Below are 18,556 nucleotides of genomic sequence, written 5' to 3' on the forward strand. Positions count from 1 at the left end.
CGTCATAGAAGAAGCTGTAGGGAGGTGAGCTGGTCGCCTTTTATGGAGACGAGGCGCGCAGAAGTATTTGCACACCTGAGAGGAGCGTGCGTCTAAAACGGTGGTTTCGGGGGGGGGGAGCTATGAGGGGCGTTTACTCGGACCGGCTCTCGCCGTTTTAGAAGGACAGGGGATTGACTTGTAATGAAATATTTCTCTAGGTGGGTGAGACCTAACGAGCACGAATCAATTCTTGAAGAGGGGCCCGGAGTTCCATTGCTTTACTGTCGAGGCTGCGATACGGGAATAGTTGGCTACCGCGGTAGTGCAAGCGAGGGAATAGCGGCGGAGATAGAGACCAAGTCTGGTAGATGGAATCGCCCCCTACCTGCGGGCAGGCAGGGGGCGGTCCATTCATGCTTGAATGAACATCGAGCGGGCGTTAGAGAGCTCAAGGAACCCTGCATGTCCATGGTAACGGCCCATCCCACTGCCATTGACACCGCCGAACGGGAGGTTGGGCTCCACGTAGTGCATGAATACGTGGTTAACCGTAACGCCGCCGGACGAAGTGGCCAGCAGGGTCTGATCTACGAATTCCTTCTTCTTGGCAAAAATGTACATCGCGAGTGGCTTGCCATGGGCATCGATGGTGTCGGTGACCTCGCATAGTTCCTCGTAGGCCAGGACCGGCAGAACTGGACCGAAGATTTCCTCCTGCATGATCTTCGCGTCTTTTGGCACATCGACGAGGACAGTCGGATGGATGGTCAGGCTGGCGCGGTCGCTCTGACCGCCTCGAACGATACGGGCACCACGGGCAACCGCGTCGTCGATGTAGCTAAGCACTCGATCGAAATTGCGCTCGTTTACCAGACGCGGCAAGCGATTCAGCTGCAGCTCGCCGTTTTCATAGAAGAGCTTGTCAATGACGGCGCCGACGATCTGGCAGAACGGTTCAACCACCGCGCGCGGTACCCAGGCGTGATCGACCGAAAGGCACAGCTGACCGGCATTGTTGAAGCGCGCCGCAGTCACTTTGCCTGCCGCATCGACCAGGTCGTAATCCGGCGCCACTATCGCAGGACATTTTCCGCCAAGCTCCAGCGTCACGCTGGTCAAGTGGCGCGCCGCCGCGGCCATGACCAGGCGTCCAACGGCCGGGCTTCCGGTGAAGAACACATGGTCGAAGGGCAACTGCTGCAGGCGTTCGGCCACTTCGATTCCTCCTTCGAAGACAGCAACGTCCTGTTCCTCGAAGACCTCGCGGATGATCTCGGCAACCACCGCGCTGGTCGCCGGACTCAACTCGTTGGGTTTGACCATGGCGCTGTTACCTGCCGCGACGATGGGAACCAGTGGCTGCAGGACCAGCGCAAAAGGGAAGTTCCAGGCACCGAGTAGCAGCACCACGCCACGGGGCTCGTATTGAATGAACGTCTGGCAGCCCTGGAAAAGCGGGGAAGTTGGGACCGCTTGCGGTGCCATCCACTGCTCAAGGTGGGCGATATTGTTGTCGATCTCGGCGAGCACGGTGGGAATTTCGCCTTCCTTACCGCCGTTAGGTGTGCGTCTTAGGTCCGCGTGAAGGGCCTGCTCGATGTCGTCGATGCGCGTCACGATGACTTCGCGCAGACGCTTCAGTCGGGCGGCGCGAGCAGAGGCATCTTCCGCCTTGCGCTCCTCACGGGTTGCACGTTGGCGGGCGAAGATGCTCTCGATGTTGCTGGACATGGCGCGCTCCTTCAGGGCATGCGGATGACGGGTTTGATGGCGGACCCATCGTGGGCGTCGTGTACGGCTTGGTTGATGTCATTGAAGTCGTAGTAGCGCAGCAGCTTCTCCACCGGTAGGCGGCCTTGCCGCCAGTAGTCGATTAGTTGGCCGATGAACAGTTCGGGCAGGCTGTTCTCGCCGGCCATGATGCTGCCCTTGATGGTCGCTCCCTTGTTCTGCAGCACAATGGGATTGAAGGAGACACTCGCCTCCGCGCCCGCCATGCCTACTAGCACCGCGGTTCCGCCTTGGCCAAGTACATCGATGGCTTGCTCCATCACTTTGGGTGCGCCTACTGCCTCAACCGAATAGTCGGCGCCTCCGCCGGTGATCTCTCGGATGGCAGCCGGTACATCGCTTTCGGCAGCATTGACTACGTGAGTGGCGCCAAGCTCAAGGGCTAGCTCCAGGCGAGAGGCCACTTTATCGACTACGATCAGCTTGCTGCAGCCGGAGATCTTTGCTGCCATCAGCGCGGACAGCCCGACGCCGCCAGCACCGAAAACCACCAGGCTGCTGCCCGGACGCGGACGCAAGGTGTTGAGGATTGCACCGGCACCGGTCTGGATGCCGCACCCCAGTGGCGCCAGGGTTTCCAGCGGCAGATCCTGAGCGACCTTGATCACACTGCGCTCGCCTGCCAGTACGTGGCTAGCGAAGGATGATTGACCAAGGAAGCGCGCGAAAACCGGTTTGCCATTGTGGGTATGTGTGCAGCTGCCATCCGCGCAGCGTCCGCCGCTCATGTTCATGGCGCGGAAGTTGGAGCAGTAGGAAGGGCTGCCACTCAGGCATTTTGGGCACTTTCCGCAGGACGCGGTGCTCATCAGCACATGATCGCCGGGTACCACCTTACTCACGCCGGCACCCACCTTCTCGACGATGCCCGCGCCCTCGTGTCCGAATACCGCTGGCCAGGGCAGAGCAGGATTGGCTAGTACGGTGAGGTCGGTGTGGCACAGACCGGTAGCGACCACGCGCACCAGGACGTCGCCGGGGCCGGGTTCGGCCAGGTCGATCTCTTCGATGCTGAATTGACTGTTGCTGGCATGGGCGAGTGCTGCGTGGATTTTCATCGAATACTGTCCTCTTGTTGTCGTTATTCGCGATGTAGTGAGAAGGTGTAAAGGTATAAATCATCTATCTCATTGTTCTGCTAAGCTACTGCTTATACATCATCAGTTCAAGACCCCCCCAGTCCCTTCCGCAGAGTCGCCTGAATGCCCAAATGCTCTGTCCGCAGCGGCAAGCGTCCGCCCACTGAAACTCGCCGCGTGATGCTCGATGCATTGGGCGAACTACTCGAGCGAAAGGCGCCTTGGGATGTGCGCGCCAGCGAAGTCGCTGCGGCATCGGGCACCACCCAACCGAACTTCTACTCGCATTTCCGCAATATCGAGGACGCCATCCTGGCGCGTAGCCAGCAGGTCTGGGCGAGCTATCCGCAGGCGCAATTGGCGGCTTGCCTGGAGGAGGGGCTTGGGGGAGGAAGCTTGAGGGCGCTGGAGGGGTTCTTTGCGTTGACCGTGGAGTTCTGGACCGCTCACGGGGGACTTTTGCGCGCGGTCAGTCGACTGTCCGGTGACGATCACCCGTCCCTCCGGGGTTTCCGTCACCAAGCTCAGGATCCACTGATCGAGCGTTGTGCTGTGGCTATTCGTGAAGCACAGCGATGTGGAGCACTGCCCGGATTGCTACATCCGGTGCTGGCGGCAAACGCGGCGCTGCGTTTCCTCGACGAGGCTGCCAGCCATTACCGGGTGATCCGAGAGGCAGGCGAATTTTCCGGCGATGACATCAGTGTCACTGTGACACTGCAATTCCGCAGCCTGCTGTGCGGTACGTCGAACGAGGGCATCTAGAACAGCGGCACGTCCAACCCTGCATCGCCACGCAGTTTCTTCAACTGCCCATATTGCGCATCCATATGACGGCGGAACATCAACATTGCCAGTTCGACATCTCCGGCAAGAATAGCTTCGGCGGTGGCGATGCGTGTTCCGCGGCTTGCCTGCATGAATACGGAGTCGTCGAAAATGACTCCGCCTACCGCCGGAGTAGCGAATTTATAGAGGATGGTGATGAGCAACTTGAGCACCGGATTGCCGGACATAGCGGCGAGCGTTTCGACGAATCGGAGTTCGGCTTCGATAAAGGTGGCAACCGGCTGACCTTGTGCTGGCGCTTGGCGGTCCGCATCCAGGAAGCGCTGCAGGCGCTGTCGGAGTTCGTCCTGGGCGCATTGGGCAGCCAGTCTAACGAGTTCACGGGAAAGCTGGCTGGCAGCCACGGTCGCGTGGCTGAGGGTGGACTTCTCGAACTGTAGGAACACAGAGGCAGCCTGGGCTACGGCCTGAATGCTAGGGTTACGGGCGTAGTAACCACCGCCAACACCTCGGCGTATCTCCATCAATAGATCACGTTCAAGCAGCTTGGCGACCTGGCGGAAGGTCGGCCGGCTCACACCGAGCGACTCGATCAGCTGTACTTCCGAGCCGAGAAACGCTCCGTCGTCACACTGTAGGATGCGGGAGCGGAGAGCCTTTTCGGCGCGACGCATAACCGATCCATTGCTGTTATCGTTCATTCCATTCTCTGACTGCTATGGGGCGACGTGCGGCAGTGTATCGCCTAATCCGCCTGGTTCGTGCCGGCCTTGAAACGAAAGCGCCCGTCGAGAGACGGGCGCCAGTTCTTGCCAATTACTCAGGCGCCGGCAGTGGCCTGCTGGCGTGCGCGAATACGCGCGTCATCCTCGCGTACCTGTTCCGGGGTGATGCCGAACAGTTTCACGGCGTTGAGCCCCAGGACCTTGGCCTTTTCCTCATCGGAGATATCTGGTACGTGGTCGAACATCCGCTCCACCAGTTGGCGCGAGAAGGGGAAGGTGCCCTCGCTATGCGGATAGTCGGTGGCGAACAGGAAGTTATCGATAGACAGTGACTTATAGGTCAGCAGGCAGCCCGGATCGTTCTGGAACGAGCAGTGAACCTGGTCCCGAACGATTTCGCTGGGTTTGCGTCCGAGCTTGGGTTGGACCATGGGTTCATGGCCTTCGTAAACCTCGTCCATGCGCTCGGCCAAGCCAAGCAGCCACCCGGCACCGCATTCGACGAAGAGCACGTGGGCATCCGGATTGCGGTCCAGCACACCTCCACCGACCAGGGCGGCAATGACGTCCACCGCGTCGTTCATCTGCCGGGTGTAGTTGAACAGCGCTGCCCCTGGGCCGCGCAGGGCACGAATGTTCACAGTGCCGACACCTGTGTGGAACACCAGTGGGATTCCAGCTTTGGCGCAGGTGGCGAAGAAGCGGTCCCAGGCAGGGTCGTTGTACTTGGGAGTCGAGTCCACGCTGACCGGCGGCATCATGATCGCACGGTAGCCCTTGGCGATGACCCGTTCGAGTTCCGCCTGCGCATCATCCATGTCCACCAGTGGCATGACGGCTGCGGGGATGAGCTTGTTGCGCATGCCTTCCAGGTAATCCCAAGCCCAGTCGTTGTAGATGCGCGCGGCCTCGAGCGATGCCTCGCGGTCGGGAATGCTGGGTGCGAGCAAGCCGAGGCTTGGGAAGCACAGCTCGGCGTCGACACCGTCGCGCTCCATGTCGGCGAAGCGCAGGGAAAGATCGCGCACGCCACGACGACGGGTATCGAGATCGTTGGCCTCGCCGACTTTGTGGGCGTGGAAGTTGGCCGGAATCTTGAAAAGCACCGTTTCCCCCAGGCGGTTGGCGCGCATGCCTTTCTCGTCGATCACCGCGTTGGGGGCCCACTGCAGGTTGTGTTCGGACATGTTGCCGGTGAACAGGTCCAGGGGTTCGACAATATGAGCATCACAGCTGAACACGAACGGGCGCATGAGTTATCCCTCATTGTTGGTTAGCCAGTGGTGGCATAGGGCTTTAGCTTAGAGGTAACTCTATTGGATGTGAAGTCTGCTGAGTGCAATTATTTAGAGGTTTTCTCATTTTTTATCCTATAAAGAGGTCTCTTTATTCGGTGGCGATGGTATGGCTTCGTCGCGTTTCTCTCCCAGGGGAAAGGCATTGACATCCCCGTTGGTGGTCAGGCTTGCGCAAAGCAGGTGGGCCCGGCTGACAGCTCCGCCGCCCGGCACGCATGCCAGGCCCAGCGCTAGGCCGGCGGGCTTGAAGCGATGGCGCCAGGCGACCCATAGACCGAACAGCAAAAGGTGGGCGAGGAAGTCGAGGTTGAACGGCGCTCGCCATGAAAGGGCCTGGATATCGCTCATGAAGGTTTCGCCTGCTGCCATACCGCTGCGACTGTAAGCCTCGATTCCGATTGCCATGACGATGAGCCAGGCGGTCAGCAGAAGCCTCTTAAGGTAACCATTTGAACTCTCCTCGATCGGTTAGGTGGTTGGAAGGCTGCTGCGCGCAACTGGATGATGGCTGCGGATGCTCTGAAGCGTGGGCCTGGAGGGCCACCGGGAGGTGTGAGTGGAATTTCAGATACAGGGTTGTATTTGAATTTAATCGTGTATATCTTTTAGATAAATATGATGATCTTGGGTTGATTACATGAATCGCCTGACCCGTGAGCAAAGCCGTGATCTGACCCAGCAGAAGCTGCGCCAGGCGGCGTTGTCGGAGTTCGCTGCCAACGGTTTCGCTGGTGCCTCCATCGATCGCATTGCCGAGACCGCCGGCTATTCGAGAGGGGCCTTCTATGCCAACTACAAGGGAAAGCACGAGATTCTTCTCGAGCTCTTGCGCGAGCTGAGCGAGCATGAAGTCGGGCGTTGGCGCCTATTGGTGGAAGAGCATGCTGGCCAGGCCGACTTCTTCCAGGTGATAGCCGATCGCTTCGCCGCGTTGATCGACGAAACGCCATGGGGGCTGTTCGCTGTCGAAGTGCGCCTTCAGGCGCGGCGCGATGCGCAGTTTGCCAGTGCGTACCAGCACTATCTGGACGGAATCAGCAGCAGCATCGGCGAGCTGATCGCCTTCAACTTCGAGAAAGCTGGCAAACGCCCCCCGGTCGATCTCGATCAGATGACGCATGCCTTCCACAGCCTCGCCCTCGGTTTGGTGCTGAGCATGGATGGCAACCGCACGCGAGATGCGCGGGCCGCTGGCCTCATCGTTGCGCGCTTTCTGCAAGGTCTTCTGCTGCTGCCGGAGGACGAGTTTCCATAAGCAGCACGACATCGGTGGTTACTGGCTCATAACAACAATGAAGAGGACACAAGCATGGCGTTCGGAATGACGAAGCGCTGGGTGGTCTGAGGAAGGGACCTTCGTCGGCACGCGCTGGGCTGAGGTTTCGGAAGATTGAGGCTGCCCCTAGTGCGGAGCGGCTAAGGCTGATTCTCAGACGATTGAGCTGGAGCTCTCGGCCGGCTGATTCGAGAGGAAGGACCAACGTAATGGAAAACAACAAGATGAGTTTCGACAACAAGGTTGCCATCGTCACCGGCGGGGCCCAGGGAATGGGCCGCGAGTATGTTCGATTGCTCGCGGAGCAAGGAGCCCGCGTAGGGATAGCGGACATTAATCTGGAGATTGCCCAGAAGGCTGTTGAGGAGCTTGGATTCAAGGACCAACTGCTGGCAGTGCGCACAGATGTCAGTGACCCGGCCTCCTGCGAGGCTTGTGTCAAAGCTGTCCACGAACGCTTTGGCGGGCTCGATTATCTGGTCAACAATGCCGGCCTGTTGTCTGCCGCGGCATTCCCTTCGCTGATCGACATTCCCATCGAGAAGTACCGCCAGATCACTGAGGTGATGCTCAATGGTCAGTTGTGGATGGCCCGTGCTGTCGTACCCGCGCTGCGTAAGCGAGGTGGCGGGGCGATCCTCAATGTGTCTTCCATCGGTGCCTACCAGGCGACGGGTGTGTATTCGCTGACCAAGCTCGGTGTGAACGGACTGACCATCAACCTGTCCCGCGAACTGGCCAAGGACAACATCCGGGTCAATGCCGTGGCGCCGGGAACCGTGGCCACCGAAGGCATGCAACCCTTGATGAGCGTCGATGACATGGCCAAGTGGGGGCAGGCGCTGGGGCGGCCGACCGACCGGGTGGCGACGCCGGACATGATCGCCCGCGTGGGTGTGTTCCTGCTTTCCGATGCGGCGAGCTACGTCCGTGGCCAGATAGTCGCTGTCGACGACGGCCAGCAGATTCGCGTGTGAAGGAGGAATTGGCATGATCTACGATCGCAATCCTCCCGTCGCCAGCCTGATTATCGGCGAGCGCGAGCTGACCCAGGGCAGCGGCGGCGTTTTCGCCCATATCAACCCGGCCAATGGCGAGCATCAGGCAGACATTCCATTAGCTGGTCCCGCCGAAGTGCATCAGGCTGTTGCCGCCGCCAGCCTGGCATTCGCGATCTGGAGGCGTACGCCGGGGGCGCAGAGGGCGCTGCTGCTAAATCGCTTTGCCGACTTGATCCAGCAGCACGCCGACGAATTCATTCGGCTTGCTGCCATTGAGGGGGGGACACCCATCACTATTGGGGCCGGTGGCCCCCGATTGGGCGAGGAGTGGACACGCTATTACGCTGGTTGGGCGGACAAGATCGACGGTCAGGTGGTTTCCATTCCTCCCGCCGAAGAACTCATCTACACGCGCCCTGAACCCTATGGGGTCATTGGCATCATCATCACGTGGAATGGGCCACTGATTTCTCTCGGTATGAAAGTCGCCCCGGCCTTGGCCGCCGGCAACACGGTCGTGGTCAAGCCGGCTGAGCAGACACCGTTTGCCGCGCAGCTTTTTGTCAAGCTGGCGCTGCAGGCAGGTATTCCTCCGGGTGTGGTCAATGTCCTGCCAGGCTCCACTGAGGCGGCGCAGGCGTTGATCGGTCACCCTGACGTGCAGAAAGTGACCTTCACCGGCGGGCCGATCACCGCGCGCAAGATCCTCCACCAATGCGCCGACCTGCTGAAGCCGACGGTGCTGGAGTTGGGGGGCAAGTCGGCTAACATCGTTTTCGACGATGCCGATGTGGCTTCCGTGGCACAGATGGCGGCGTTCTGGAGCGTTGGCCTGCTCAGTGGGCAGGGTTGCGAACTGCCGACCCGCTTGCTGGTACAGGGCAGCATCTATGAGCAGATGATCGAGGCCGTGGCTGCCGTGGTGGGACATCTGCCGATGGGCGATCCATTCGAGGCTTCAACCATCATCGGTCCGGTGATCAACGAGGCGGCTTGCTCACGTATTCTAGGCATGGTTGAGCGAGCCAGGACATCCGGCGCGCGGGTGGTGCTGGGTGGTGAACGTGCCGGCGGTGATCTCGCTCAGGGCTGCTATGTCCGTCCGAGCATTTTTGCCGATGTCGACGCGAGCAGTGAGATTTCTCAGCAGGAGGTGTTCGGCCCGGTGCTGGTGATACAGCGCTTCAAGGATGAGGCGGAGGCGATAGCGCTGGCCAACTCGACCGGCTACGGCTTGGGTGGCTATATCCAGACCCATGACCTGGGGCGGGCCAATCGCCTGGCGGCGGGGCTCAAGACCGGCTACGTGCATATCAACGGTACGCGCAATATTCCGGCGTGCGCTCCCTTTGGTGGGCTGGGTCTGTCTGGTTACGGAAAGGAGGGGGGGCGACCGGGGCTGGATGAGTTTATCCGTCTGAAGACAGTGAGCATGCCAGCCTAATGTTGAAGGCCCTCATGCTTGAGGGCCTTTTTAGCGCCGGGCAACTGATCTCGGGCTACTCGCTGCTGATTATTTGGTAGCGCTGTGGTGGGATGCACGGCAGATGCTCGTCCAGCCAGTTGGCGATATAGGTGGCGCTGCTGAGCCAGTCGGGATCGAGCATCAAGTCGTGGCAGCCTTGTTCCAGAACAACCGCCTGGGTCCGATAATGGGCCGCTGTCCGTCGTAGGGAGCTGGCACCGAACAGGTAATCCTGGCGCGAGCCTAGCACCAGCAGTGGAAACGGTTGAGTGCCGCCTTGGGTAGCAAAACTTCCGAGTTCACGCAGTGCCTTTTTCGACTCGGGTTGTAGCCAGCGAACCGCGCCTTGAGTGTGTTGCTCACTCAGCCGTCCCATAAAGAAGGGGAGTCGGTTGATCTGCTTCGGCGACAGCGATGTGCCGGCCAACAGCCGCCGAAGTGCGAGCACGCTCTTGGGTTTTCGCAATAGCAGTAGCTTCTCCAGTGCCGTCATTGATCCTGGCACCATGGAGGCCAGCAGTACCACTGCTGCAATCTTGGAGCTGGCTTGGCTCATGGCTTTCTGCACAAGAGCACCGCCCATGGAGTGCCCTACCAGGATGGCCTTGCCATCAAGCTGTCCGAGGGCGGCGATTACATCGTCGACATAATCGTCTAGACCGAATTGATCGAGCTGTCTTCGGTCGGTGCCATGGCCGCGCAGATTCAACGCGTAGACGTCGTGGCCTCGTACGGTGAAGAACGGCACATAGTTGGTGTCCCAGCACTGGCTATTGTGGCAAATGCCATGCACCAGCAGTAGCGGCGCTTTAGCGTGATCCCCTTTGTGGCGGTTGCAATGGAGCTGATAGCTACTCATCGCTTGCTGCTAGAGTTCACCAGCGTCTGCAGGGTGCCGCGCGTCAAGTCGGATTGTACGCAGGTGATAAAGGCCTCGTTCTCTGCTTGGATAGTCGCGCGGAGTGCGCACAAGGAGGCCGATCGCAGCAATCTCCTGCTAGTGCGTAGTGCGTCCTGGGGGGCTGCGGCGAGCTTGTTAGCATGGCTACGGGCAGCTTCCAGGCATTCCTCTGCGCTTTCGAAAGCGGCGTTGGCAAGACCCCAGTCGGCGGCTTGCTGACCATTGAACGTGTCTCCACAAAGCAGCAACTGGGTCGCGCGGGTCGGTCCGAGGATGGCCGGCATCGTCAGGCTGGCGGCGAACTCCTGGCACAGTCCGAGCTTGACAAACGGCATACTCAACTTGCTGTTGCGAGTAACGAAAACTAGGTCGCAGTGTGGCAGCAGCGTGGTCCCAATGCCTATGGCGGCACCGCAGACTTCGGCGATCAGTGGCTTCTCCAGATCAATGACGCTTTTCATGAAGCGAAAGGCGGGGGCGTCGAGGTGGGTTGGTGGTGCTTCCACGAAGTCCCTAAGATCATTGCCGCTCGTGAAGCAGGTACTGCCTCCGGTGATGATCACCACCTTGACTGCAGGGTCCTGATTCGCAGTGGAGAGGGTGTTGGCCAGCGTCGTATACATGGCGTTGGTCAATGCATTGTACTTTTCGGGGCGGTTCAGACGAAGAGTCAGCACGCCCTTGCTCAGGTCGCTGAGGATGCAGTCGATCACGTAGGTTCTCACCGTAGGGTGCGGCGCCCCGGATTGTTCCGAGGCGGCGGCACGGCCGATCATCGGCACTCGGAGAAGGGGATGTCCTTGTCGACGCGGATCTCGCCCGGAAGTCCAAGGACGCGTTCCGCGATCTGGTTGCGCAGAATCTCGTCAGCACCGCCGGCGATACGCAGAGCGGCGGCCCAGGTATACCCATGCTTGAACTTGTGCAGGTGGTTGTCTTGGCTACACAGGCTGTCCACGCCACCCGCATCCAGCGCCATGGCGGAGAGATCCTGGAGCATATTGGCGTATACCAGCTTGCTCATGGCGGCGATTGGACCTGGTGTCTCGCCCTTGGAAAGGGAGGTCAGCAGGCGGAAGCGAAAATAGCGCAGACCCATTTCCTGAGTCAGTAGCTGAGCCATGCGGAAGCGATCTTCTGATCGCTCTGCCGAGTGTGCCCGCACCTCGGTGATCATTTCGCTTACCGTGGGTAGGCTCTGGCTTTCACCGCCGACGCTCACTCGCTCATTCATCAGCGTGGTCATCGCGCACTTCCAGCCGTCGCCAATGGCGCCTATCCGATTGGCGTCGGGGATACGGAGGTCGGTCAGAAACACTTCGTTGAACTCTGACTCGCCGGAGATCTGCCGAATCGGTCGAACGTCGATGCCGGGACTGCGCATGTCTACCACGAAGTACGTGAGGCCCTTGTGCTTGGGAAGGCTCGGGTCAGTACGGGCGATCAGGATTCCCCAATCGGCCACGTGGGCCCAGGACGTCCAGACCTTCTGGCCATTGAGTACCCAGTCATCCCCATCACGCACAGCCCGCGTGCGAATGTTGGCCAGGTCGGAGCCCGCAGAGGGCTCGGAGAAGAGTTGGCACCAGAGCAAGTCACCTTCAAGCGTCGGTCGGGTGAACTGCTCTATCTGTTCTGGCGTTCCATGGCGGCGAATGGTGGGTACAGCCAAGTGGGTACCAATGGTAACGAAGGGACCGACAGGCACGTGATAGCGAGACTCTTCCTCGTGGAAGATCACCTCCTGCATCGGTGTACCGTCGAGACCACCTTCTGCCTTCGGCCAGCGGATTGCCGCCAGGCCGGCCTTTGCTTTCTTCTTCTGCCATTCGCGACCTTTGGCAACATAGGACTGAACATCAGTCTCAGGATCGATTGGTCGCTTGAACTCTTGGGCGTTGGCACCTAGCCAGTTGCGTATCTGCAGGCGAAACGCGGCTTCTTCGGGAGAGTCATTGAAATCCATGTTGGCATCCTCGCTCAGCTGTGCAGGGCATTCAGGCAGTCGTCGGCCAATAACCGATCAACCCAGGCTGCGTAATTGCCGACACTGACGGCCAGTAGGCGAGCCTTGTTGTAGAAGAAGTGGCAATCCGCTTCCCAGGTGTATCCGATCCCGCCATGCAGGTGCAGGCACTCCTCGGCGCAGTACTGATAGGCCTCGCTCGCAGATAGCAGTGAGCTAGCGGCAGCCAGGCTCAGTTCTGCTGTGCTGCCGGCGTGCATTGCCCAGGCGCCAAAGTAGGCGTTAGAACGGGCGAGTTCGATTTTCACTGACATGTCCGCGAGCTTGTGCTTGACGGCCTGGTAGCTGCCGATAGGACGACCGAAGGTGAATCGCTCGAGCGCGTAATCACGGGTCAAATCGCAGGCTCGCGCGGCTCCACCGATCTGCTCGAAGGCGTTCAGCACTGCTGCTTGGTCAACGACCCGCTGCATGCACGTCACAGCCGCTTCGCCTTCGCATAAGCGCAGGACCTCAGCACCTTCAAAGTGCAAGCGTGCGTGTGGAGTCAGAGGGTCTATACCGCTCAAACGTTCGCGCCGCACGCCTGGCTGATCCAGGTGGATCAGCAGCAATTGTGGTTTCCCCTGCTCCAATGCAGGAATCACAGCTATGTCCGCCTGACCTGCGTACGCCAGAGCACCGCTGCTCCCAATCAGCTTCCCGGCGTGGATGCACAGGGAGTTCTTGTTCCAATCACGATCCGGGGTCATCAGACCGGCACAGGCGATGAACTCTCCGACGGCAAGGCCGGGCAGGTATTCCTTTGCTGCTGGAGAGCCGCTGTGTTTGAGCAGCTCAGCGGTGAGGCAGACGGTGCTGAAGAAAGGTACCGGCGCTAGCGCTCGGCCCAGCTCTTCCATAAGGACGCACAGCTCCAGGGTTCCCAGTCCCAAACCACCAAGCTCCTCGTCTATGGCTACACCTAGCCAGCCCTGCTCGACGATCTGCTGCCAGAGTCCATCGTCGAACTCACGACCGGCATCGAGCATGGCGCGCAGTGCATGGCAATCAATGCTTTCGCCGAGGAAACGCTGGGCATGGTCGCGCAGCATCCGCTGGTCATCGGAGAAGTCAAAATTCATCACGCGCCTCGAATGTAGGTTGCATAAAGATATAGATGATTTATACATATAATCTGCCATGCCCCGAAAGAGCTTGGCAAGGGCGAGAAGGAGCTTCGCCATCACGTCTACCTGCTTTTGGATGATGCAGTCAGATTCCTGTCGAGGCCAGTCTGTATGCCCAAGGAGCAATTTTCGCTGATGTAAAGCGGAAGAGGGCGGTGCCTCACGCGCTCACGTATTGGGTAGGAGGCTGCAAATTCGTAATAAAAATAGATATGATTGATACGAATAATTTTGGTGCTCGCTCCTCGTCAAGTGCGAGCGGTAAGCCTGGCGAATAGCAGAAGAAGAACCATTCATGTCAGATATCAAGGAGTTTCCCGGTCTCAGCCGGGGTACCACTGGCGAGCGCCGGCAGGCGCTCCACATACCCAAGGCACCGCAGATTGTTGCTGCGCATATTAAGAAGCAGATTGTCAGTGGTGAGCTGCGCGAGGGTGATGTATTGCAAGCCGAGGGCAGGCTCATGGAGGAGTTTGGCGTCTCGCGCCCCACCATTCGCGAAGCCTTCCGAATTCTCGAGGCAGAGGCCTTGATCACCGTGGCGCGGGGGGCGAAGGGCGGTGCAATCATCCATGCGCCGAATCCGTCACTCATTGCCAGTTATGCCCTTATGGTGCTTCAGGCCGAAGGTACTACAGTGCATGAGGTGTACGAGGCGCGTATGGCGTTCGAGCCCTCGGCAGTGCGGTTTGTCGTAGAGCATGCAGCGAATGTCGCTCCCGCTGTGCTGCGTCAGGTGGTGGAAGAGGAGCGTCAGGTGATCGATGATCCCAAGGCCTTCGCCTATGGTCTGGCCCGGTTCCAACGCATGCTGGTGGAACTGTCCGGAAACAAGCCGTTGATTCACTTGTGGGCGGCCATGCATGAGGTGGTTGAACGGCATCAGGCCATGGTGATCTCCATGAAGCGCCGGGGTGGTCACGATGTGGCGATGATGGCCGCGGCGACCGGGTTGCGTTCTCAAGAGCGGCTGATTCAGCTGATCGAGCAGCGCGATACCGATCAAGCTGAATCGCACTGGCGGCGCCATCTGTCCCGGGCAAACAGGGTCTGGGTGAGCGGATTCGAGGATCTGCGCATTTCTGAGCTGTTCAAGGATTCTTGACTTAGCTTTCGCCGGGGAGCTGGTGGTGGTCGGCCCCCCGGCTTTTTTTCTGATCACTCCTTCGTCTGGACCTTTTCGTCCGGCACCGCGCAGTACTGATCAGGTTCGCCGTTGCGCGAGCTCTTCCTGTATTGCTCTCTCTACGTTCCTCGCGTCTCTTTCAGAGAACCTGACGGTCATTAACGCCTCATACCTGTCGGTTCCGTTTGCGGGCATCTGCACACATTTCAGGTTTTTGGCGTTGCCTTCTAATCATATATAGGATTAATATGATTTAGCTGAATACGGCATGGTAAGGTCTGCGATCAGAGAGGTGGTTGATGACAAATGGATTGGGGGAACGCATTGAAGCGGTCATGGCGTTGGACCCTGCGCGAGGCGCCTTCGAGTATCGCGGCGAATGGTGTACCTGGCAGAGCGTCGCTGATATGGCGCATCGCATTGAAGAGATGCTCCAGGTCGCAGGTCTTGGTCCAGGAATGCCCATAGGCATTCTCCTGCGCAACCGACCGGCGCATGTTGTCGCAGTTATGCAGGTTATTGCCTCGCGGCGTTGCGTCGTCGCTCTCAATCCTTTCCAGCACCCGCAGAAAATCGCCGACGATCTTCGTCGCTTGAATCTGGCGGTACTGATCGCCGATGAAGAGGACTGGCAGGTCGGTGAACTTCTCGAAGCCTCTCGTGCGGTAGGGTCGCTGGGCATTTCCATTCGTTCGCAGCCAGTGCTGCGGGTCGATCGAGTAGCTGGGCTCGAGAATCTTGACCCCGCGCGCAAGTTCGCCGAGCCGCAACCGGACATCTGCATTCTCATGCTTACCAGCGGTACTACCGGCCCTGCCAAGCGTATCCAGCTGGAGTACGGAAATTTCGAACGGGCGCTTTTCGACTCCATGCACTATGAGTCGCGCGGCGGCAAGGAACAGCTGCAGCTCAAGGCGACGGCGGGACTGCTGTGTACGCCGCTGGTGCACATCGGCGGCATGTATTTCGCGATGCTGGCGATCGTTGGCGCCCGGCCGTTGGCGATTCTCGAGAAGTTCACCGTCGAGGAGTTTGTTCGTGTTGTTTCTGAGCACCAGGCTCGGACCGTCTCGCTTCCACCTACGGCGATTCGCATGATCATCGACGCTCAGGTGCCGCCGGAGAAGCTGGCCAGCCTGCTGGCGATTCGCACGGGCAGCTCACCGCTGGACCCGGCCATGGCAGAAGAGTTTGAGCGTATCTATGGCTTCCCGCTGCTCGATACCTACGGTGCCACCGAGTTCGCTGGCGCCGTAGCCGGTTGGACGCTCAAGGATCACCGCCTTTACAGCAAGGACAAACGTGGCTCGGTTGGGCGTGCGCAACCCGGCTGCGAATTGCGTGTGGTGAGTGCTGAGGACGGTAGCGTGCTGGGCACTGGCGAGGTCGGCCTGTTGGAGGTCCGTACCGCGCAAGTCGACGCCAATCGTTGGTTGCGCACTACCGACCTGGCTGAAATCGATGGCGACGGATTCCTGTTCATTCGTGGCCGGGCTGACGACGCAATCATGCGCGGCGGCTTCAAGGTACTCCCGCGCGATGTGGAGAAAATCCTTCGTGAGCACCCGGCGGTGCATGAGGCGTGTGTGGTCGGTCTGGCCGACGACCGTCTGGGCGCGATTCCCGTGGCCGCCGTTCAGTTGCAACTGGGAGTGCCAGCAGTCACGCCCGAGGAGCTGCTCGGTTTCGCGCGCCAGCGACTAGTGGCCTACCAGGTGCCGGCGCAACTGAAGATTGTTGAGGCGCTGCCACGCACCCCCTCGTTGAAGGTCAGCCAGCACGAAGTTCGTGCTCTGTTCGCCAAATGATGGAGCGCTCGCGATGAGTGAAGTTCTGCTGCTTGAAAAACTCGAAGATGGTGTGCTGACGCTGACACTGAATCGTCCCGAGCGTCTCAATGCGTTGAACCCCCCGCTGCTCCGCACGCTCCGTGAAGGCATGGAGCGCGCATCGCGCAACCATGCCGCGCGGGTGGTAGTCATTACTGGTGCTGGCCGGGCCTTCTGCGCGGGTGGGGATATCGCCGGCAAGCCGGAGAAGAAGGCCGAGGAGTCAAGTGATGCTGCCCCGGCGCCACGCAAGGAGCGTGCGCCGGACAATGTGGCCAGTCGAATCGACTGGCTGCGCGGCAACATGGAAGCGGTGCGTCTGTTGTATCAAATGGACAAGCCGACCATCGCTATGATTCGCGGCGCCACGGTCAGCGTCGGTATGGCGTTGGCCGCTGCTTGTGACTTCCGCGTTGTCTCCGAAAATGCTTCGTTCACCACCGGTTTCGCCAAAGTCGGGTTCTCTGGTGACTACGGGGCCAGCTACTTCCTGACCCGCCTGCTTGGTAGCGCCAAGACCCGTGAACTGATGTTCCTTTCCGACATGCTCGACGCCAACGAGGCGCAGCGTATCGGCCTGGTAAGCCGGCTGGTCGCCGACGCCGACCTCGAGGCGCAAACCCAGGTGTTGGCGCGGCGTTTGGCCGACGGTCCTCCGCTGACTTACCGCTTCATGAAGAAAAATCTGAATGCGGCGGTAGATGGCAGCTTGGAACAGATCCTCGATATGGAGGCCACGCACATGGTGCTGTCGTCGCTGACCAGCGACCAGCGCGAGGCGGTGAAGGCCTTCATGGAAAAACGTAAGCCGCAGTTCAGCGGCACCTGAACCCCCTACCGATTCGATGTGGAGCCTGACCCATGGCACAAGAAGAAAAAAAGCTCAGTGACGAATTCGAGAAGGCCACCGCTTACGAGCTGACCGATCACGATATCGAGCGCGCGAAACTGCTGCTGGGTGTCGATCTGGCCTGCCGTGACCAGGAGCAGATCACCACCGCCAGCGAAGACAATATCCGTAGCTTTGCCTTCTCCTGCGGTAACGACAATCCGCTGCATTGCGATCCGGAGTACGCCCGTTCCACCCGCTGGGGCTCGGTGATCGCCCCGGCGATGATGGCCGGTGTCATCAATAAGCCGCTCAAGGGCGACCCGCTTTCCGACGACTTGAAGGCGAAGACCAAAAGCCTCTTCCGCGGTATCCACATGTTCATCTCCGGTGGCGAGTGGACCTTCTTCAAGCCGATTTTTCCCGGCGACAGCCTCTACAGTTTCGGTGGCGAAGATGGCCTGGAGGTCAAACAGTCCGAGTTCGCCGGGCGCTCGGTGACCCGCTTCAACAGCCAGGTGAAGGTCAACCAGCGCGGTGAAGTGGTGGCCGTGTATCGCTACCGCGCAATCCTCACTGAGCGCAAGAAGGCTCGCGAGAAAGGCAAGTATTCCGAGATCGAGCCGGCGTGTTACAGCGACGAAGACCTGGCGAAAATCGATGCGCTTTACGAGAACGATGTGCCGCGTGGAGCCGACACCCTGTTCTGGGAAGACGTCCGTGTTGGCGAGGCAATGCGCCCTAGTGCGTCCGGTCCGTTGACCGTCACCGATGTGGTGAACTTCCATGGCGGCGGTTATGGCTGGGTACCTTATGGCCTGCGCACCGGTCGCCTGTGGCACAAGAACCGCAAACGCATCGCCCCCTTCTATGTGAAGAACGAGTACGGCATTCCTGATGTCGCCCAGCGCCTGCACTGGGACAGCGAATGGGCGAAGGCGATCGGCAACCCCATGGCCTACGACTATGGCGTGATGCGCGAGAACTACCTGTATCGGTTCCTTAGCGACTGGGCCGGCGACAGCGGTTGGGTCTACAAGCAGTACGACGAGATCCGTAAATTCAACTACATGGGCGATACGCAGTTCATCACAGGTGAAGTTGTGGGCAAGCGCCAGGAAGACGGTCTCAACCTGGTCGACGTCAAGGTGAAGATGACCAACCAGCGTGGTGAAGAGACAGTGCTTTGCGACGCGGTCATCGCACTGCCCGGCCGTGACGATGGTGTACTGGTACTGCCGGAACCGCCGCGTGAGCTCAAGGCGCGTGCAGCGAAGATGATGGCTCGGCATTGGGAACTGCTGACCGCCGGCAAGTCGGCAAAGTAGGG

At 59.6% G+C, this 18,556-nt stretch carries 17 protein-coding genes; 8 read left to right on the forward strand and 9 right to left on the reverse strand.

Features of this window, described 5'->3' with window-relative positions:
* Positions 1-393: 393 nt before the first annotated feature.
* Both AC1ZV1_RS06585 and AC1ZV1_RS06590 read right to left on the reverse strand, forming a co-directional pair.
* The gene (locus tag AC1ZV1_RS06585; protein WP_484296020.1) at positions 394-1,713 is read right to left on the reverse strand and encodes an aldehyde dehydrogenase family protein; all 1,320 of its coding nucleotides are present in this window, start codon (positions 1,711-1,713) and stop codon (positions 394-396) included.
* An 11-nt stretch (positions 1,714-1,724) separates the two neighbouring features.
* Positions 1,725-2,831: an NAD(P)-dependent alcohol dehydrogenase gene (locus AC1ZV1_RS06590; protein ID WP_233299238.1), complete on the reverse strand. Its 1,107-nt coding sequence runs from the start codon at positions 2,829-2,831 to the stop codon at positions 1,725-1,727.
* Positions 2,832-2,975: 144 nt separating this feature from the next.
* Between AC1ZV1_RS06590 and AC1ZV1_RS06595 the strand changes: the two genes are divergently transcribed.
* A complete protein-coding gene (locus AC1ZV1_RS06595) occupies positions 2,976-3,617 on the forward strand; it encodes a TetR/AcrR family transcriptional regulator (protein WP_233299237.1) in 642 nt (213 codons plus the stop codon).
* On the opposite strand, the gene AC1ZV1_RS06600 is transcribed toward AC1ZV1_RS06595, so the two are convergent.
* The 3 genes from AC1ZV1_RS06600 to AC1ZV1_RS06610 all read right to left on the reverse strand — a co-directional run bounded on the left by AC1ZV1_RS06600 (position 3,614) and on the right by AC1ZV1_RS06610 (position 6,069).
* Entirely contained in the window at positions 3,614-4,342 is a 729-nt protein-coding gene (locus tag AC1ZV1_RS06600) for a FadR/GntR family transcriptional regulator (RefSeq protein WP_484296021.1), read from the reverse strand. The two genes, AC1ZV1_RS06595 and AC1ZV1_RS06600, sit on opposite strands and share 4 nt — an antisense overlap.
* A gap of 119 nt (positions 4,343-4,461) precedes the next feature.
* A complete protein-coding gene (locus AC1ZV1_RS06605; protein ID WP_233299235.1) occupies positions 4,462-5,619 on the reverse strand; it encodes an amidohydrolase family protein in 1,158 nt (385 codons plus the stop codon).
* Positions 5,620-5,736: 117 nt separating this feature from the next.
* Positions 5,737-6,069: a hypothetical protein gene (locus AC1ZV1_RS06610; RefSeq protein ID WP_484296022.1), complete on the reverse strand. Its 333-nt coding sequence runs from the start codon at positions 6,067-6,069 to the stop codon at positions 5,737-5,739.
* 232 nt (positions 6,070-6,301) lie between these two features.
* Here AC1ZV1_RS06610 and AC1ZV1_RS06615 point away from each other — a divergent pair, with 232 nt between their 5' ends.
* The 3 genes from AC1ZV1_RS06615 to AC1ZV1_RS06625 all read left to right on the forward strand — a co-directional run bounded on the left by AC1ZV1_RS06615 (position 6,302) and on the right by AC1ZV1_RS06625 (position 9,385).
* Complete coding sequence (locus tag AC1ZV1_RS06615; RefSeq protein ID WP_233299233.1) at positions 6,302-6,919, forward strand: TetR/AcrR family transcriptional regulator; 618 nt, start codon at positions 6,302-6,304, stop codon at positions 6,917-6,919.
* Positions 6,920-7,149: 230 nt separating this feature from the next.
* Positions 7,150-7,917 carry an SDR family NAD(P)-dependent oxidoreductase gene (locus tag AC1ZV1_RS06620; RefSeq protein ID WP_233299232.1) on the forward strand — a complete coding sequence of 256 codons (768 nt, stop codon included), beginning with the start codon at positions 7,150-7,152 and terminating at the stop codon, positions 7,915-7,917.
* Between the two features lie 13 nt (positions 7,918-7,930).
* The gene (locus AC1ZV1_RS06625) at positions 7,931-9,385 is read left to right on the forward strand and encodes an aldehyde dehydrogenase family protein (protein ID WP_484296023.1); all 1,455 of its coding nucleotides are present in this window, start codon (positions 7,931-7,933) and stop codon (positions 9,383-9,385) included.
* Positions 9,386-9,440: 55 nt separating this feature from the next.
* Here AC1ZV1_RS06625 and AC1ZV1_RS06630 read toward each other — a convergent pair whose 3' ends face one another.
* The 4 genes from AC1ZV1_RS06630 to AC1ZV1_RS06645 are packed head-to-tail and all read right to left on the reverse strand — an operon-like array spanning position 9,441 to position 13,397.
* Entirely contained in the window at positions 9,441-10,265 is an 825-nt protein-coding gene (locus AC1ZV1_RS06630) for an alpha/beta hydrolase (protein ID WP_233299230.1), read from the reverse strand.
* Positions 10,262-11,020, reverse strand: a complete 759-nt coding sequence (locus tag AC1ZV1_RS06635) for an enoyl-CoA hydratase-related protein (protein ID WP_418904194.1) — start codon at positions 11,018-11,020, stop codon at positions 10,262-10,264. The genes AC1ZV1_RS06630 and AC1ZV1_RS06635 overlap by 4 nt, the downstream gene beginning before the upstream one ends.
* Before the next feature lie 59 nt (positions 11,021-11,079).
* Positions 11,080-12,273, reverse strand: coding sequence for an acyl-CoA dehydrogenase family protein (locus AC1ZV1_RS06640; protein WP_484296024.1), 1,194 nt, complete (start codon positions 12,271-12,273; stop codon positions 11,080-11,082).
* 14 nt (positions 12,274-12,287) lie between these two features.
* Positions 12,288-13,397 carry an acyl-CoA dehydrogenase family protein gene (locus AC1ZV1_RS06645; RefSeq protein ID WP_484296025.1) on the reverse strand — a complete coding sequence of 370 codons (1,110 nt, stop codon included), beginning with the start codon at positions 13,395-13,397 and terminating at the stop codon, positions 12,288-12,290.
* A 340-nt stretch (positions 13,398-13,737) separates the two neighbouring features.
* Between AC1ZV1_RS06645 and AC1ZV1_RS06650 the strand changes: the two genes are divergently transcribed.
* The 4 genes from AC1ZV1_RS06650 (at position 13,738) to AC1ZV1_RS06665 (ending at position 18,554) form a co-directional block, all read left to right on the forward strand.
* Entirely contained in the window at positions 13,738-14,547 is an 810-nt protein-coding gene (locus AC1ZV1_RS06650) for a FadR/GntR family transcriptional regulator (RefSeq protein WP_233299226.1), read from the forward strand.
* A 320-nt stretch (positions 14,548-14,867) separates the two neighbouring features.
* On the forward strand, positions 14,868-16,376 hold the full coding sequence (locus tag AC1ZV1_RS06655) for a class I adenylate-forming enzyme family protein (RefSeq protein ID WP_233299225.1): 1,509 nt from the start codon (positions 14,868-14,870) through the stop codon (positions 16,374-16,376).
* A 13-nt stretch (positions 16,377-16,389) separates the two neighbouring features.
* Complete coding sequence (locus AC1ZV1_RS06660; protein WP_233299224.1) at positions 16,390-17,226, forward strand: enoyl-CoA hydratase; 837 nt, start codon at positions 16,390-16,392, stop codon at positions 17,224-17,226.
* Between the two features lie 32 nt (positions 17,227-17,258).
* Positions 17,259-18,554: an FAS1-like dehydratase domain-containing protein gene (locus AC1ZV1_RS06665; protein ID WP_233299223.1), complete on the forward strand. Its 1,296-nt coding sequence runs from the start codon at positions 17,259-17,261 to the stop codon at positions 18,552-18,554.
* Positions 18,555-18,556: the final 2 nt, after the last annotated feature.

The sequence above is a fragment of the Pseudomonas sp. BB438 genome (assembly GCF_057180225.1).

Bases quoted from the DNA above. Each gene is read 5' to 3' on its own strand.
- AC1ZV1_RS06585 (WP_484296020.1), bottom strand. From the start codon at position 1,713: ATGTCCAGCAACATCGAGAGCATCTTCGCCCGCCAACGTGCAACCCGT.
- AC1ZV1_RS06620 (WP_233299232.1), top strand. From the start codon at position 7,150: ATGGAAAACAACAAGATGAGTTTCGACAACAAGGTTGCCATCGTCACC.
- AC1ZV1_RS06665 (WP_233299223.1), top strand. From the start codon at position 17,259: ATGGCACAAGAAGAAAAAAAGCTCAGTGACGAATTCGAGAAGGCCACC.
- AC1ZV1_RS06605 (WP_233299235.1), bottom strand. From the start codon at position 5,619: ATGCGCCCGTTCGTGTTCAGCTGTGATGCTCATATTGTCGAACCCCTG.
- AC1ZV1_RS06630 (WP_233299230.1), bottom strand. From the start codon at position 10,265: ATGAGTAGCTATCAGCTCCATTGCAACCGCCACAAAGGGGATCACGCT.
- AC1ZV1_RS06625 (WP_484296023.1), top strand. From the start codon at position 7,931: ATGATCTACGATCGCAATCCTCCCGTCGCCAGCCTGATTATCGGCGAG.
- AC1ZV1_RS06645 (WP_484296025.1), bottom strand. From the start codon at position 13,397: ATGAATTTTGACTTCTCCGATGACCAGCGGATGCTGCGCGACCATGCC.
- AC1ZV1_RS06595 (WP_233299237.1), top strand. From the start codon at position 2,976: ATGCCCAAATGCTCTGTCCGCAGCGGCAAGCGTCCGCCCACTGAAACT.
- AC1ZV1_RS06600 (WP_484296021.1), bottom strand. From the start codon at position 4,342: ATGAACGATAACAGCAATGGATCGGTTATGCGTCGCGCCGAAAAGGCT.
- AC1ZV1_RS06590 (WP_233299238.1), bottom strand. From the start codon at position 2,831: ATGAAAATCCACGCAGCACTCGCCCATGCCAGCAACAGTCAATTCAGC.
- AC1ZV1_RS06655 (WP_233299225.1), top strand. From the start codon at position 14,868: ATGACAAATGGATTGGGGGAACGCATTGAAGCGGTCATGGCGTTGGAC.
- AC1ZV1_RS06615 (WP_233299233.1), top strand. From the start codon at position 6,302: ATGAATCGCCTGACCCGTGAGCAAAGCCGTGATCTGACCCAGCAGAAG.
- AC1ZV1_RS06610 (WP_484296022.1), bottom strand. From the start codon at position 6,069: ATGGCAATCGGAATCGAGGCTTACAGTCGCAGCGGTATGGCAGCAGGC.
- AC1ZV1_RS06650 (WP_233299226.1), top strand. From the start codon at position 13,738: ATGTCAGATATCAAGGAGTTTCCCGGTCTCAGCCGGGGTACCACTGGC.
- AC1ZV1_RS06640 (WP_484296024.1), bottom strand. From the start codon at position 12,273: ATGGATTTCAATGACTCTCCCGAAGAAGCCGCGTTTCGCCTGCAGATA.
- AC1ZV1_RS06660 (WP_233299224.1), top strand. From the start codon at position 16,390: ATGAGTGAAGTTCTGCTGCTTGAAAAACTCGAAGATGGTGTGCTGACG.